The organism is Streptomyces sp. NBC_01314, from assembly GCF_041435215.1.
Classification (GTDB): Bacteria; Actinomycetota; Actinomycetes; order Streptomycetales; family Streptomycetaceae; genus Streptomyces.
Genome location: NZ_CP108394.1, coordinates 625,684 through 639,994 on the forward strand (window position 1 = coordinate 625,684; position 14,311 = coordinate 639,994).

The 14,311-nt window shown below is 69.5% G+C and carries 15 protein-coding genes and 1 pseudogene; 8 read left to right on the top strand and 8 right to left on the bottom strand.

The features are described from left to right. Nucleotides 1-19: 19 nt before the first annotated feature. Together OG622_RS02885 and OG622_RS02890 are read right to left on the bottom strand one after the other, a co-directional pair. On the bottom strand, nt 20-544 hold the full coding sequence (locus OG622_RS02885) for an aromatic-ring-hydroxylating dioxygenase subunit beta (RefSeq protein WP_371572966.1): 525 nt from the start codon (nt 542-544) through the stop codon (nt 20-22). Then, nucleotides 541-1,893 (bottom strand): SRPBCC family protein, encoded by a 1,353-nt coding sequence (locus OG622_RS02890; protein ID WP_371572967.1) that lies wholly within the window; start codon nt 1,891-1,893, stop codon nt 541-543. Before OG622_RS02890 ends, OG622_RS02885 begins: the two co-directional genes overlap by 4 nt. Before the next feature lie 188 nt (nt 1,894-2,081). Here OG622_RS02890 and fdxA point away from each other — a divergent pair, with 188 nt between their 5' ends. The 3 genes from fdxA to OG622_RS02905 all read left to right on the top strand — a co-directional run bounded on the left by fdxA (nt 2,082) and on the right by OG622_RS02905 (nt 4,442). Then, nucleotides 2,082-2,423, top strand: a complete 342-nt coding sequence (fdxA, locus tag OG622_RS02895; RefSeq protein WP_371572968.1) for a ferredoxin — start codon at nt 2,082-2,084, stop codon at nt 2,421-2,423. Next, a complete protein-coding gene (locus tag OG622_RS02900; protein WP_371572969.1) occupies nt 2,420-3,421 on the top strand; it encodes an NAD(P)/FAD-dependent oxidoreductase in 1,002 nt (333 codons plus the stop codon). Before fdxA ends, OG622_RS02900 begins: the two co-directional genes overlap by 4 nt. Before the next feature lie 223 nt (nt 3,422-3,644). Continuing rightward, entirely contained in the window at nt 3,645-4,442 is a 798-nt protein-coding gene (locus OG622_RS02905; RefSeq protein WP_371572970.1) for an IclR family transcriptional regulator, read from the top strand. Nucleotides 4,443-4,719: 277 nt separating this feature from the next. Here the strand turns inward: OG622_RS02905 and OG622_RS02910 are convergent, their stop codons facing one another. Genes OG622_RS02910 through OG622_RS02925 form a run of 4 tightly spaced genes read right to left on the bottom strand, consistent with a single transcriptional unit; the run spans nt 4,720 to nt 7,923 of the window. Next, the gene (locus OG622_RS02910; protein ID WP_371572972.1) at nt 4,720-5,076 is read right to left on the bottom strand and encodes a cupin domain-containing protein; all 357 of its coding nucleotides are present in this window, start codon (nt 5,074-5,076) and stop codon (nt 4,720-4,722) included. After that, nucleotides 5,073-5,846 (bottom strand): HpcH/HpaI aldolase/citrate lyase family protein, encoded by a 774-nt coding sequence (locus tag OG622_RS02915; RefSeq protein ID WP_371572974.1) that lies wholly within the window; start codon nt 5,844-5,846, stop codon nt 5,073-5,075. Before OG622_RS02915 ends, OG622_RS02910 begins: the two co-directional genes overlap by 4 nt. Before the next feature lie 25 nt (nt 5,847-5,871). After that, entirely contained in the window at nt 5,872-7,035 is a 1,164-nt protein-coding gene (locus OG622_RS02920) for an amidohydrolase family protein (protein WP_371572976.1), read from the bottom strand. A 27-nt stretch (nt 7,036-7,062) separates the two neighbouring features. After that, nucleotides 7,063-7,923, bottom strand: coding sequence for a fumarylacetoacetate hydrolase family protein (locus tag OG622_RS02925; RefSeq protein ID WP_371572978.1), 861 nt, complete (start codon nt 7,921-7,923; stop codon nt 7,063-7,065). Nucleotides 7,924-8,466: 543 nt separating this feature from the next. Between OG622_RS02925 and OG622_RS02930 the strand changes: the two genes are divergently transcribed. From OG622_RS02930 to OG622_RS02945, 4 genes and pseudogenes are all read left to right on the top strand, one after another. Next, nucleotides 8,467-9,576, top strand: a complete 1,110-nt coding sequence (locus tag OG622_RS02930) for a sugar ABC transporter substrate-binding protein (RefSeq protein ID WP_371572980.1) — start codon at nt 8,467-8,469, stop codon at nt 9,574-9,576. A gap of 115 nt (nt 9,577-9,691) precedes the next feature. Further along, a pseudogene (locus tag OG622_RS02935) lies at nt 9,692-10,077 on the top strand (nicotinamide riboside transporter PnuC); the annotation flags it as partial. A 554-nt stretch (nt 10,078-10,631) separates the two neighbouring features. Next, complete coding sequence (locus OG622_RS02940) at nt 10,632-11,192, top strand: flavin reductase family protein (protein ID WP_371572982.1); 561 nt, start codon at nt 10,632-10,634, stop codon at nt 11,190-11,192. A 205-nt stretch (nt 11,193-11,397) separates the two neighbouring features. Beyond that, nucleotides 11,398-11,649, top strand: a complete 252-nt coding sequence (locus tag OG622_RS02945; RefSeq protein WP_371572985.1) for a hypothetical protein — start codon at nt 11,398-11,400, stop codon at nt 11,647-11,649. 599 nt (nt 11,650-12,248) lie between these two features. Here OG622_RS02945 and OG622_RS02950 read toward each other — a convergent pair. Next, nucleotides 12,249-12,644 carry a nuclear transport factor 2 family protein gene (locus OG622_RS02950; RefSeq protein WP_371572987.1) on the bottom strand — a complete coding sequence of 132 codons (396 nt, stop codon included), beginning with the start codon at nt 12,642-12,644 and terminating at the stop codon, nt 12,249-12,251. Further along, the gene (locus tag OG622_RS02955; RefSeq protein WP_371572989.1) at nt 12,629-13,081 is read right to left on the bottom strand and encodes a VOC family protein; all 453 of its coding nucleotides are present in this window, start codon (nt 13,079-13,081) and stop codon (nt 12,629-12,631) included. The genes OG622_RS02950 and OG622_RS02955 overlap by 16 nt, the downstream gene beginning before the upstream one ends. 188 nt (nt 13,082-13,269) lie before the next feature. Here OG622_RS02955 and OG622_RS02960 point away from each other — a divergent pair, with 188 nt between their 5' ends. Beyond that, nucleotides 13,270-14,304 carry an aldo/keto reductase gene (locus OG622_RS02960; protein WP_371572990.1) on the top strand — a complete coding sequence of 345 codons (1,035 nt, stop codon included), beginning with the start codon at nt 13,270-13,272 and terminating at the stop codon, nt 14,302-14,304. Nucleotides 14,305-14,311 lie beyond the last annotated feature (7 nt).

A 14,311-nucleotide genomic window follows, 5' to 3' on the forward strand; every position in this document is an offset into this window, starting at 1 on the left:
GGTCACCGTCCGTCGCCGTTCAGAGGATGAAGCTGAGCCGGGCGCCTGCCGCCAGCGACTCGTGGCCCAGGATCGAGCGACGCAACCGGAAACGCAGTCCGTCCCCGGTCGGCACCAGCACATGCTCGTACCAGCCGACGTAGGCGTCGAAGCGTCCGTCGCGGGCGCGGTGCACCACGAAGGACGCCGCCACCCGGAAGGAATCCTCCGTGTGCTCGGACAGCCGCACGTTGGACACCAGCCGGTGGGTACGCGAGTGCGGGTTCTCGGCGTGTGCCTTGCGGGACTTCAGGCGCTTGACCCGGGCAAGGATCAGGTCCCAGTCGTCGTCGACAAACGATCCGGTCTCGTGCGGCGACCAGCCGGGACGGTAGTCGGTGGTCGGGATCTCGTAGCGGGCGCCGGGCTCGAAGAGGGCCAGCCAGCCGTCGTAGTCCCAGCGATCAAGGATGTCCGCCTCGGAGTAGAGGAAGTCCTCCACCTCCGGCCGGGTGATGGTGCGTCCCCCGCAATGTACGGAGTGGGTGCCGGTGATCGCGGTCATCGCACGTCCCTGCCTTCGAGGAAGGTCGTCGGCCGCTCGCCGTGGACGGCGAGGCCGTCATCGATACCGACGGCGTCGACCCAGTGCCGCCAGAAGCCCCGCATCGCGCCTTCGTCGGTCGACCTGCCCTGTGCGCCCTTGACCTCGTCGGCCATGCCGCGCGACATGTCGCTGTAGTCCAGCTCGGGCGCAGCGGTGCCGGCCGTGGCCTGGATGCCGCGCTGGACCGCCTCGTACGCCTCGATGTCGTCCGGCGTGGCGAGCCCGCCCGGGCCGACGAAGCTGACGACCGTCTTCATGCGCAGGGCGCGCGCGGCGGGGTCCTCGTCGCGTGGGACCAGCTGCCAGGCGCGCACGTCGGTCTGGTCGGGCGCCACCGGCTCCAGCTGCCGGATCGACAGCCCTTCGATGTCGAACAGGAGCAGGTTGGGGAACACGAACAGGATGTGGCTCTCGTCGGCCACGTAGTGCGCCCGCTTCTCGCCCAGCCGCTGCGTCATCTCGGCCCGGTGCTGCTCGGTGCGCACCCGCTCGTCCTCGCCGAAGCGCGGTTCCCAGAGCATGCTGATCCGCCCGCCGTGCCCGGTCAGGACCAGCAGCCCGTGGCCGTTGCCGAGGTTGTACGCGTACTGGTTGTCGTCGGTGACGGCGAAGCCGCTCTCCCGCAGGTAGCCCACGAACGTGTTGTGGGTCGGCGCGAAGTGGTAGCCGTCCATCGCGTTCTCGACGGCGAGTTTCCAGTTGCCGCGCACGCTGTACTGCTGCGTGCCGGGCAGCGTGGTCATGCCGCCGACGTGCTGCTGTTCGATCATCGTCATGTAGTCGGCCGCGTCGCCGAGGTGCTCCAGCAACGGCGGGACGTCGGGGTCGAAGGCGACGAAGACGTACCCCTCGTGGATCTCCAGGCGCGGGACACTCCGCAGCCCCATGGAGGCCTTGAACTCGTCGCTCGACTCGTACGCGTCGGCGTCGGGGATCGCGGCGAGGTCACCGTTGTTGCGGAACGTCCAGGCGTGGTAGAAGCACTGGAAGAGCCTGGTCGAGCCCTCGCTCTCACGGCAGAGCACGGTGCCGCGGTGCGGGCAGGAGTTCAGGAAGGCGTGCACCTCGCCGGCGGTGTCCCGGCAGAAGATCAGCGGTCGGCCGCCGAGGGTGCGGACCTTGAAGTCGTTGGGGTTGGGGATCTCGGTCTCGTGGCCGAGGTAGAGCCAGGTGTGTGTCCATACCCAGCCGCGTTCCCGGGTGAAGATCTCCGCGCTGCGGTAGGCCTCGCGGTTGACCCGGAAGGTGAGTTGGTCCCAGTCCTCGACGATCATCGGTGCTGGGACGGTCCGGGGGTTGCTTCCCATTACGGCGTATGCCTCTCACAAGTCCCGACCCGAGTGGCGTGCTGCGAGACGCCATCTCGTATGTCGCATCAGCTTCTCCTAGCACAGGCGACAGTGTCAAGCAATTGCCTGATGGTTGACACTCTGGGCCTACGCCGCCATCATCCATTCCACATTAGAAGACACCATCTCGCATTCCGTGCGACCGTGTGAAGGGCAAGAAGCCCGTGCCGTACGTCATCACTCAGGCATGTCTCGACATCATGGACAAGTCGTGCATGGAGGAGTGCCCGGCCGACTGCATCTACGAGGGCGACCGGATGCTCTACATCCAGCCCGACGAATGCGTCGAGTGCGGGCGCTGCGAACCCGTCTGCCCGCAGATCTCGATCTTCCACCACGAGGACCTACCCGCCGAGTCCCAGCAGGCCGAGCGCATCAACGCCGAATTCTTCACCCTCGGAATCGTCGGAGCCGAGCCGCTCGGGTCACCCGGCGGCGCGCGCAAGGTCGGCCGGGTCGGCCACGACCACCCCGAGGTGGGAGCGTGAGTGGCTTCCAGAGTGGCACCGGCGTCGGCCCGGAGGTGTCCGTCGACCTGCTCGTCATCGGCGCCGGCCCGGCCGGGCTGTACGGCGCGTACTACGCCGGCTTCCGCGGCCTGAGCGTCGCGGTCGCCGACGCCCTGCCCGAGGTGGGCGGACAGATCACCGCGTTGTACCCCGAGAAGCTCGTCTACGACGTGGCCGGCTTCCCCGCCGTCCGCGGCCAGGACCTGGTGGACCGGCTGGCCGAGCAGGCCGGGCGGTGGAACCCGACCTACCTGCTCGGGCACGGGGTCACCCACCTCGACGACGCGGGCGAGGGCATCGTCGCCATCACCGACGCCGGCGCGCGGATCACCGCGGGCGCGGTACTCGTCTGCGGCGGGATCGGCAACTTCGTCCCCCGCGAGCTCCCCGTGGGCTCCGATTACCTGGGCCGGGGGCTGCGGTACTTCGTGCCGCGGCTGGACGAACTCGCCGGACAGGACGTCGTGGTGGTCGGCGGTGGGGACTCCGCGCTGGACTGGGCGCTGTCGCTGGAGCCGATCGCCTCGTCGGTGACACTGGTGCACCGGCGTACGCGGTTCCGGGCGCACGAACGCACCGTCGAGCAGGTGCACGCGTCCTCCGTGCGGGTCCTGACGCCCTACGAGGTCGAGAAGATCTCCGGCGACGGGGCGGTGTCGGAGGTCGTGGTCACGGGCTCCGACGGCGACCGGATCAGCCTGCCCGCCCAATGCGTGGTCGCCGCGCTCGGTTTCATCGCCGATCTCGGCCCCATGGAACAGTGGGGACTGGAGCTGCGCCGCCGGCGCATCCTCGTCGACCGCACGATGCGCACAAACCGGGAACGTGTCTTCGCGGCCGGCGACATCGCCGACCACGACGGCAAGGTCAGTCTGATCTCGATCGGCTTCGGCGAGGCGGCCCTCGCCGTCAACCACATCGCCTCCCTGCTCGACCCGGCACGCTCTCTCACACCGGGGCACTCCTCCGACATGTGAGGTCGTCGCACCAAGCCGGCAGACCTGACGCCGGCCGTCCGCGTGGGATTCCCGCGCGGACGGCCGGTCCCGACGGCCGGTCCCGACGGCGCAGCTCGCGGTGGTGGCGGAGCACCTCGGCTCTTCCCGCACATTTACCCGACCCTCACCGTTACGCTATTCGATACGGCGTTCCATTCAACGTCTTACCACCTTACTAAGTACGGGACAGGAGCAAGATTTCATGGCCACGAAGGCGCAGCCCGGCACCGGTGAACGAAGCGGTCCCGAGACGACCGCGCCGACCATCCAGACGGTGCAGCGTGCGGCGCTGATCCTCGGCTCGTTCACGGTCGGCAAGCCGCACATGACTCTCAACGAGATCACCGCACGTCTCGGGGCGAGCAAGGCGACCGCGCACCGGTACACGAAGGCACTGCGGGCGGCGAACCTGCTGCGGTACGACGAGCGCACCTCGCTCTACTCCCTCGGTTCCCAGGTGCTCACGCTCGCTGCGGCCGCGCGGGCCGGCCTGCCGATCGTCGCCGCCGCCGAGCCGTACATGGAGGCTCTGGTCCGGCGCATCGACGAGACGATCGTGTTGTCGGTCTGGGACGGCGAGTCGGCAACCGTGGTGCGCTCGGTGGACAACACCGACCACATGGTGCGCATCAGCGTCCGGGTCGGCTCGCGGCTCGACCTCACATCCTCGGCACAGGGACGGATCTTCCTCACCTTCCTGCCCCCGGACCAGGTACCGACGCTGCCGCGCTCGATCCGCATGTCGGCCGAGCTCGCCGAGGAACTCGCCGCCATCCGGCACCACGGGCTGTCGGTCAACTCCCCCGCGGTCAACGGGGTCCGCACCATCGCGGCACCGATCTTCGAGGGCGACAAGATCAGCGGGACCCTCGCGGTCGTCGGCACGACGGCGACGGTCCCCGACGACGTCAAGGCGCCGATGGCCCAGGCATTGCTGGAGACCGCCCGCGCGCTGTCGCAGCGGCTGGGTCCCTCGGACGGCGAACCCAACGGCGGCTGACCCATGTGCCGACGCGACAGCCGACTCATCGCACGGGCGGTGGGCCGGCTGTTGTGACCTGTACGTTGCTGACGGTGTGACAGATGGTCAGGGCCTCCGGGCGGAGTGGATGTGTCTGGCACTCGCGCCCGGAGGCCCTCGTCGGCTCATGCCTGCGTTGCCCCGCTCCAACAGCCGGTTCACCAAGGTGCTTGCGCAAGCCGTGCGTGGAGGGACGGTTCCTGTCCTGGCACGGGTTGCCGCACGCCCCGGGTGCCGCGGCGAGCCCACCCTTCGGTCAGGGAAGCAGGTCGGCCCGCGGCGGGACGAAGAAGTCGATGTTCACGCAGGGGGCCTCCGTCGGCTCCACGTAGTGCTCGCTGCCTCGGGGGACGAGCAGGAACGACCCCTCACGCATGTCGTGCGCGACACCGTCCACGTAGTAGTTCGCACGCCCCTGGGCGATATGGACCAGCTGGTCGAAGTCCTCGTGCCGGTGCGGGTTGAGCGTCATGCCGACGTCGAGTTCGTGGTGGCAGATCATCATCTCGTCCGTCGCGTAGACGCGACGGCGCACCCCCGGCCGCACCTGGGTCACCGGCAGCTCGTCCCAGTTGAGGACGGTGCTGAACAGTGCTGCGTTGCGTGTGGTCACTGGTTCTCCTCTCCGGCGGCCGCGCGCAGGGCGGCCGCCAACATCTGCAGGTCCGAGCCGACGACCAGGTAGTCGGCGTCACCGAGGCCCAGGGGTGCTGTGGCATCCCGGGTCGGCACCCAGCCGCCGAACGCCACGGCCGCCGAACGGGCGGCCTCACGCACCCGGTCCACCGCGGCGCGCAGCACCGCGGGGTCGGCCGGCAGGCCCAGGTCGACGGCGAGGTCGGTGCTGCCGACGAAGCACACGTCGAGCGGGGCGAGCAGATCCGGCAGAGGATCCGTCCGGGCCGTCTCTATCTGGCCGACCAGCACCGGCGGGTCGTCCTGCTCGGCACGCAGGAACCCGGCCAGCGGGACCGCACCGAACAGGGCGGCCCTGTTGGCCAGACTGACCGACCGGCGGCCGGCAGGCGCGAACCGGGCCGCCGCCACGAGCGCCTCGACCTGGGCGACGCGGGTGAGCATGGACAGCTGGATCCCCGCCGCCCCGGCCTCCAGCAGCCGGTTGACGGCGGCGGCGTCCACCTCGGGCACGCGGACGAGGGCCGGCAGGCCGCACATGTGCGCGTGGCGCACCAGGTCGACGGCGTTCTGCTCGGTGAGGGCGGAGTGTTCGAGGTCGACGACCACGAACGCGAACCCGGCCGCCGCAGCCAGCTCCACCACGTCGGGGGACGCCAGCTTGACGAACGTGCCGATGGCGGGGTCCGCCGCTGTCACGGCCGCGCGCAGTCGGCGCCGCAGCAGGTGGACGTCGACGACGGTCATCGCGTCCTCCGAGCGGGCCGGTGTCTCATGCCGACGGCAGACCGCGCCACGGCACGATGTCGACCTCGGCGCCGGCGTGCAGCACGACGGTCGGCTCCAGGCGCGGCGCGACGATCGTGTTGCCCGCGGCGTCCGGCAGGGTGACCTCGTCGGTCCAGTCGACGACCGTGACGTCGGCCCGCCCGCCGACCTCCAGGCGCCCGTAGCCCTCGGCGTCGAGGCCGAGCAGCTGTGCGGGAGCGACGGTGGCCCGCCGGACGCACTCCTCGAGCGGCGCGCCGAGCGCTATCAGCTTGGAGATGCTGGTGAGCAGGTCGAACACCGGGCCGCGCCAGTTGCGGGCGCTGGTGTCGGAGCTGAGGATGTCGGGCAGGAATCCGTCGGCGATCGCCCTGCGCGCCACCTCGAAGCTGAGGTTGCTCTTGCCATGGGCGGAGTCGAACAGCACGCCGCGCTCGCGGGCCGCCATGACTGCGGGGTGCACCTGGTCGCCGTCGAGGATGCCGTTCGGCTTGCCGGTGTAGCAGTGCGCCACGATGTCGCCGGGGCGCAGGTAGTCCAGGACGACGGGCACCGGTTCCTCGGTCTCGCCGATGTGCACCATCAGCGGCAGTCCGGCCTGGTCGGCCAGCGACACGGACTTCTTCAGCAGCGACTCCCAGTGCTCGCCGACGACGTCCTCGGACAGACGGATCTTGAAGCCGCGCACGATGTCGGGGTGGGCCTCGGCGGTCGCGAGCGCGTCCTCGGGGACCAGGGTGTCGGGGTTCAGCAGTTCGCCGAACCTGAAGTCGATCAGGCCGAGCACCGAGACGTTGAGAAAGTTGACGATGCGCAGCGGGTTCGCCTCGACCACCAGCTTGCGGAAGGCCGCGAACGTCGAGGCGCCGGCTGTGCCGGCGTCCGCCGCGGCGACGACACCGCGGCGCAGGTGGGCCTCCTCGGCCGGGGCGCCGACGGCGGAGACGTACTGGAAGATGTGGGTGTGGCCCTCGACGAGGCCCGGCAGCACGGTCGAGCCGGTGACGTCGATCGTGCGGGCCGCGCCCGCCGCCAGCCCCTCCCCGATCGCGGCGATGCGGTCACCGGTGACCGCCACGTCGAGCCGGGCGTTGGTGCCCGACGCCGGATCGATGACGGTGCCGCCGGCCAGGACGAGGTCGTAGGGCGATGCGGAGGAGATGGGCATCGGTGTGTGCTCCATGGTGAGGGGCGGTCAGCTGACCGGTTCGGTCAGCCGGTGGTCGCGCAGTGGGGCGTCCGTGGGACGCACGATGCGGTTGACAAGGGGCAGTACGCCGTCCACCTCCACCCGTACCTCGTCGCCGTCGGCGAGGAAGCACGCGCGGTCCTGGCCGGTGCCGGCCGGGGTTCCGGTGAGGACGACGTCGCCGGGTTCGAGCGTGGTGAACCACGAGAGCCGGCTGAGCAGATCCGTGATCGCGAAGACCATGCCGGCGCTCGTGTCGTCCTGCACGAGTTCGCCGTTGACCCGGGTCCGTACGCGGATCGCGTCGCGGTCGGCGAGGTCGTCGGGAGTGCAGATCGACGCACCGAGCGGCGTGAATCCCGGGTAGCTCTTGGCAAGGGCGGGCACCGCCGTGCTGCGCATGATGTCGCGCGCGGTCATGTCGTTGGCCGCCGTGATGCCGGCGATCGCGGGCCAGACCTCGGCCTCGGACACCTGGTACAGCGGGCGCCCGACGACGACCGCGATCTCCCCTTCGTAGTCGGGTTCGGTCGCGGCCTGCGGGATCACCACCTGTGCGCCCGGTGCCAGGACGCCGGACGACGCGGCCAGGTACAGGATCGGCTGCTCGGGCAGCCCCCGGCCGGCCCGGGCCGCCTTCGACACGTAGTTGAGCCCGACGCCCCACACCGCGCGGGGACGGCCCAGCGGCGCCACGAGCGTGGCTTCATCCAGCGGGATCCGTCGGCGCACCGCGCAGGACTCCAGGCACCGCAGCGATCCCTCTTGTTCGAGGACCGCGCCGACATGCGGGAAAGCGGTGTTCAGCAGGGCGACAGCCCCGTCCTCGATCCGGCCCAGGCCGGCGTCCGTCGTCACTACTCGCATGGCGGGCATCTTTCAATGCGAGATGGCATCATGTCAAGCGATACGAATTTGCGAGATGCGGGTAGGCCGAACACCTCGTCCGGACGTGAGCTGACGGGTAGTCAGGTACGAGATCAGGGAGCCACTTCCACGAGGTCGGCCACGGCGTCACGTGAGCTGCCGCCCACGCCTTGCCGCCGCCCCAGCGGTCCATGCGGCGCGTGATGGCACCGCCGTCGACGGTGAACCACGAAGACCCCACGGATGCGCACGGCGCGGCCACCCCGAGCGCAACGCCTGGCGTCGCGGAGGGGCAGGTCGAGCGGGCCGACGGCCCGGTTCACGCCCTTTCACCCGGCACCCGTCGACACCACGGAGCAGACACCCGCTCGGGGCGGTCCGATGGTGCAGCGCAACTGCCAAGGTTGGCCATATTGCGAGATGCCGTCTCTCATATCGTACAGTAGACCCGCTCGATACCGAGGGACGCCTCCGTCTCGACTTTTGTCAGGTGGGCCGCAATGCAGGTACCCACGCCCGGATCGCGCCTGAAGTGAGCTCCCGATGCGTCGTATCGCCATATCCGTAGCCACCACAACGCTCTCTGTCTCGCTCGTCGGCTGCGGCGGGCTCGACGCGGTGAGGAGCAGCGACGACGCGAGCCCGACCAAAGGCGACGACATCACCGTGGGGCTGCTGCTGCCCGAAAAGTCGAACCCCCAGTACGAGCAGTTCCACTACCCCGTCATCAAGGCGGAGGTCGCGTCCCTCACCCACGGCCAGGGCCGGGTCGAGTACGTCAACGCCGATGCGGACGCGGGCGAGCAGTCACGACAACTGCAGCAGATGATCAATGAACAGGTCGACGTGATCCTGCTGGACCCCGTCGACGCGCACGCCATCGCCGGCGGAGTGAAGAAGGCCAAGAAGGCCGGTATCGCAGTCATCGCCTACGACCGGCTGGCCGAGGGCCCGATCGACGCGTACATCACCTTCGACAACGAGCTCGTCGGCGAGATACAGGGCCGTTCCCTCCTGGAAGCCCTCGGTGAGGACGCCGGCGTCCCCGACAAGATCGTCATGATGAACGGCTCGCCCACAGACCCGAACGCCCAGCAGTTCAAGGCGGGCGCGCTCCTCACGCTCGACGGCAAGGTGACGATCGCCAAGTCGTTCGACACCGTGGACTGGAAGCCGCAGACCGCCGAGAAGAACATGACCGAGGCGATCAAGGAAATCGGCAAGAACAACATCAAGGCCGTCTACGCCGCCAACGACGGTCTGGCGGGCGGCGTCATCGAAGCGCTGAAGACCGCAGGCGTAACCGACCTGCCGCCGATCACCGGACAGGACGCCGAGCTCGCGGCGGTGCAGCGGATCGTCACCGGCGAGCAGTACATGAGCGCGTACAAACCGTATCCGCAGGAGGCCGAACTCGCCGCGGAGATGGCCGTGACCAAGGCCCAGGGCAAAGGCATACAGTTTGACGCCCTCACGCGCGACAAGGTCGACAGCCCCACCCACAAGGGCATCCCCTCGCATCTCGTGCCCGTTGTCGCCCTGACGAAGGACAACATCAAGGACACGGTCATCAGGGACGGCATGTACACACCGTCCGACATATGCGTGCCCCAACTCGCGGCCGAGTGCGCGGCGACAGGCCTGAAGAAGTAGGCCCCGGTAACGACACCGAAGTCAGCCACGGCTCGGCCCCGCGACATGACGCTGGGACCCCGGTAGGCCATGGCGGTATTTCATGTGCGAGCCATCTGTGTTCACGGCCCGACATTGGAGCCGTTCCCTGTGGACCTGGCCGGTGCAGTTCCTGTCCGGCCTCATCCTCTTGGGGCCTTCTTCGGCCACCTGGCCGGCAGCGCCGACAAGCAGGCCGTCGTCATGACCGTGGCCCTGTACGGCTGGTGGCGATGCCCAGGCGCCCGGCATGGTCGAGTTCTGGATCGCCTGACTACTGGTCGACCTGGTCGGCGTCCCGCCGGCCTTCACCAACGGCTACGCCTTCTCCGGCTTCGTCTACGTCTACGTCTACGTCTACGCCATATCTACGGCGCGCTCGTCCTGTGGGGCATGCGCGACTGGTGGCTGCGCTCCCGCAGCGGCCCGCAGGCCGCCCTGGAACTGACCGATGCGCACGCGCCCAAGGGAGTGTCGAAGTAGCGGGCGGTCGAGACTCGCGGTGCAAGGATCGCCACTCTCCACCCGGGCGGGCGGAGGCCGACGCCATGGGCGCCTCGCTGACAGCCCCAGGCCCCGGCATGGCCCAGCGACTGATCGACGAGGACTTCTACGTGTCGGCGAGGCCTTCTACACACTCGACGAAAAGACCGGCAGCGCCCGGCGTCCTTCGGCACCCGCACAGCACACCGGCATGCGGGAGCCGTTGATCTTCCGGCGCGAGCCCGCCACATGGCGGCCTTCCCCTCCCTTCGCACCACCGGCGGGCCGACGCCGCCGACGAGAACAACCTTGCCGAGCCCCAGACCTCATCTGCGGCATTCAATGCGAGATGGCATGTTGACATACGAGACACCCCATCCTAGCGTCGGGGCATCCCTAGCAAAGGCAAGACATGATGAGATCCGCTTTCTCCCCGCCGGCCTCCGGGCCGACCTCCCTGCCGAATCCCGCGACACGACAACCGTCCCGGATCACCGTCGGCGGCGATGCCTGCGGCGCGCCGGAGTGTGCCGGCGAGATGGTGGTGGTCTGACATGCCTACCCCCTCCATGGATCACACCGTCAAGCGCCGGCCGGTCATCCGCCACGACCCGCAGGCGTACCGCGACGGACTGTCCTCGATGGTCACGTCTGTCTGTGTAGTCACCACCGAAGTGGACGGGCAGCGGTTCGGTTTCACCGCCAACTCGGTGACCAGCGTGTCGATGGACCCGCCGCTGATCTCGGTCTGTCTGGCCGACACGGCAGACGTCCACCCGGCCTTCAGTCAGGCCGAGTCGGTCGCCGTCAACGTCCTGGCGGCCGACCAGCACCCGGTGGCGCAGGCGTTCGCGACGGCCGGCGTCGACAGGTTCGCTGCGGCGCACTTCAGTCCGGGTGAGCTCGGTCCACCGCTGCTCGACGGCGCCACCCTGTCGTTCGAGGGCGTCGTGCACCAGCGCCTCACCGCCGGCGACCACACGATCATCCTGATCGACGTGGCCGGTGTGGTGGTCGGCGGAGGGGAGCCGCTCACCTATCAGGGACGCCGGTTCCACACGCTGAACCCGCTGGAGCCAGCCGCACCGCAGCCGGCCGGAAAGGATCCGTCATGACCACCTGGACGACCTCGCTCCCGTCGGCCGTCCCCGGCCCCGTCGAAGACCTCGCGGGCCGTTCATCGGCCTGATCAGCCCGAGCCGTCGCGGGAAGTCCACTCTGCCGCGGGCCTTCGTCTGAATCGACGCGTACGGCAGCGGCAGCCTGACGCTCTCGGGATGACATCGGCACTGGGCTTGCGCGCTGGAGGCGATCGGACTGGTGCCCCAGGCCCCCGCCCTGCTGCCATGGCTGACGCCACGCAAGGACGTCGCCCTGCCGGCCGGCATCAACCAGTCGGTGGGTCGGCTCCGCGACCGTCGACGCGGCGCGGACCGAGTCTCTGCCACGGGAGATCCGGACGAGCCGCTGACGCCGGTCGGCTTCAGCGACTACGCCGGCAAGTACCCCGGAGAGCTATCCAGGGGCATGCGACAGCGGTGGCCTTCGTCCGCGCCCCCGGCTGCGGCCTGACCTTTCGCGCCCGTGGACGAGCCCTTCTCCGCAGCACCGAGTACGACGCTCCCGACCCACCGGCCCAATGCGGACTCGGCCGCGCCGTCCGCGGGCGTGGCCCGTCCGGTCCGGCGGGCGTGGCCCGTCCGGCTCATGCCAGGAGCTGCGCCGCGATCATGGCGGGCTCCACTGGCAGGTCACCGTCCCTTTGACAGCGGCTTCTCTGCCACGACAAGGCTGCCTACGGTCGAGGGCGCACGCCCGAGGCCCCCCGCATGCGCGGCCGGAGAAGAAGAGTGGGACGGTCGCCCAGGGCTGGGCACAGACGTCGACTGACGACGGCGCCCGCGTTCTTCACAGGCGCCGCAGCCCGGGTCACCCACAACCGCGCACCGTGTCGTACGGGCTCTCGAGTCCCGGGTGGACGCAGGCGGGGTGCCCATCGGTGTCTCCAGCGGTCTACTCGCATGGCGAGCATCTCTCGTTCGAGACAGCGTCACGCTCAGAGAATTGCCGGTCCGGGAAGGCACGGACACCCCGTCCGCAGAAAAGCGGGCGGGGTGTCAGGGGCGGGCTGCCGGGTCAGGGCGCCGATTGCGGGCCTGCGGGCCGGGACGTCACGCAAGCTGCCGCTGCACCTCACCACTGTCCCAGTAGTCCGTGCGACGCGTGATGAGGCCGCCGACGACGGTGAACACGAAGACCCCGCGTACTCGTACGGGGCGATCACCCGCCGAACGCATCCGGAACGTCATGACGTACGGCACCGCGGCCGACTCGCCGTCGACGAGGAGGCGCTCGGGCATGTAGTGCAGGTCCCCGAAGTTCTCGAGGAACCCGGTCAGCGCAGCACGGTACTCGGCGCGGCCCTTGCGGCTGTGTCCCAGCGACGAGGTGTGTTCGTTGACGAAATCCTCGGCCACGCAGGCGACCACGGCATCGGCGTCATGCGTGTTCAACGCCGCGAGGTACGCCTCGACGGCGGCGCGGGTGTCCTTCAGGACGATCCCCACTTCTTGCGGACCGAGTCGAACACCCGCTGGTCGTGGGAGATCTCGACGACGTTGCCGTCGGGATCCTTCAGCGCGCAGATGTAGCCGATGGGATCGGGCATCTGCCTCGGTTCCCAGTGCAGGCAGCCGAGCTCGCGGGCCCGGTCCGCGAGTACGTCGACGTCCCCGCGGGTCGGCACCTCGATGCCGAGGTGCGCGAACGGGTGCAGCAGGCCCTGCTGAGTGCCCTTGTCCTTGTTGAACGACACCAGGACGAGCACGAACGGCGTCTCGGCCTGCTGGTCGTTGGAGAGCCAGACGCTCTCGCCGTCGGCGTCCTTGAACCGCTCGACCACGACCAGCGGAGTCAGTGTGGTGTAGAACGCGATCGCCTTGTCGAGATCGCCGGTCGGCAGCGCGACGTGAGTCCAGCGTGCCGAGGTGAGACCGGTGGCCACGGTACCTCCATGGTGAGTGGTTCGGATTTCTTCGAGACTAGGCGCGCACGCGCCCGGGGGTCGATGTGCTGCGGACACAACACGCAGGCCAGGGATGCTGGCCCCGCGCGACATCGGTTTGCGGCCTGCCGCTGTGCGAGCCTGCGAGAGGACAGCGACAGGGCGTCGGCTGGGAATACGAGGGCAGCGTGCACTACCGGATTCTGGGTGGGACGGGCATCGAGGTGAGTCAGCTGTGCCTGGGGTCGATGATGTTCGGCGCCTGGGGCAACACCGACGAGGCGGAGTGCCACCGCATGGTGGCGACGGCGCTGGACGCCGGGGTCAACGTCGTCGACACCGCTGATGTGTACGCGTTCGGCGAGTCGGAGGAGATCATCGGCCGGGCGCTGAAGGGACGGCGCGACGACGTCGTCCTGGTGTCGAAGGTCGCGAGCCGGATGCCCGCCGGCCCGCTCGACCGCAACCGGGGCGGCACCTCCCGGCTGTGGATCACGCGTGCCGTGGAGGACAGCCTGCGCCGGCTGGGGACGGATCACCTGGACGTGTATCTCGTCCACCGTCCCGATCCCCACACCGACGTCGAGGAGACCCTCGGCGCCCTCAGCGACCTGGTGCGGGCGGGCAAGGTGCGGGCTATCGGCACCTCCAGCTTCCCGGCCGAGGAGATCGTGGAGGCTCAGTGGGCGGCGCGGCGCGGTGGCCGCGAACGGTTCACCGTGGAGCAGCTGTCGTACTCGGTCCTGGCCCGGCACGCGGAGGCCGCGGCCCTGCCCACCGCGCAACGGCACCGTATGGGCGTCATGGTCTGGAGCCCGCTCAACGGCGGCTGGCTGACGGGCAAGTACCGGGTCGGCGCCGAACCGGCGGCGGACTCGCGCGCGCTGAGGAACGGCGACCACTTCGACTTCGCCGACGAGCGGGTGCGCACACGCAAGCTCGCCGTCGTCGAGGAACTCGTGCGTCTGGCCGCCGACGAGGGCTGCACGCTCGTCGAGCTGGCGCTGCGGTTCGTGCTCGCCCATCCCGGCGTCAGCACGGCTGTGATGGGCGTGCGCACCCACGACCAGCTCCTGTCGCAGCTCACCGCCGTGGACCGGCCGTTGTCGGCCGAGGCGCTGGACCGGATCGACGAACTCGTCACGCCGGGCAGCGCGCTCAACCCGCTCGACGTCGGTTACACGCCGCCGGCGCTGGAGACCTCGGCGCTGCGCCGGCGCTGACAGCGGT

Bases quoted from the DNA above. Each gene is read 5' to 3' on its own strand.
- OG622_RS02885 (WP_371572966.1), bottom strand. From the start codon at position 544: ATGACCGCGATCACCGGCACCCACTCCGTACATTGCGGGGGACGCACC.
- OG622_RS02890 (WP_371572967.1), bottom strand. From the start codon at position 1,893: ATGGGAAGCAACCCCCGGACCGTCCCAGCACCGATGATCGTCGAGGAC.
- OG622_RS02905 (WP_371572970.1), top strand. From the start codon at position 3,645: ATGGCCACGAAGGCGCAGCCCGGCACCGGTGAACGAAGCGGTCCCGAG.
- OG622_RS02915 (WP_371572974.1), bottom strand. From the start codon at position 5,846: ATGACCGTCGTCGACGTCCACCTGCTGCGGCGCCGACTGCGCGCGGCC.
- OG622_RS02920 (WP_371572976.1), bottom strand. From the start codon at position 7,035: ATGCCCATCTCCTCCGCATCGCCCTACGACCTCGTCCTGGCCGGCGGC.
- OG622_RS02925 (WP_371572978.1), bottom strand. From the start codon at position 7,923: ATGCGAGTAGTGACGACGGACGCCGGCCTGGGCCGGATCGAGGACGGG.
- OG622_RS02930 (WP_371572980.1), top strand. From the start codon at position 8,467: ATGCGTCGTATCGCCATATCCGTAGCCACCACAACGCTCTCTGTCTCG.
- OG622_RS02940 (WP_371572982.1), top strand. From the start codon at position 10,632: ATGCCTACCCCCTCCATGGATCACACCGTCAAGCGCCGGCCGGTCATC.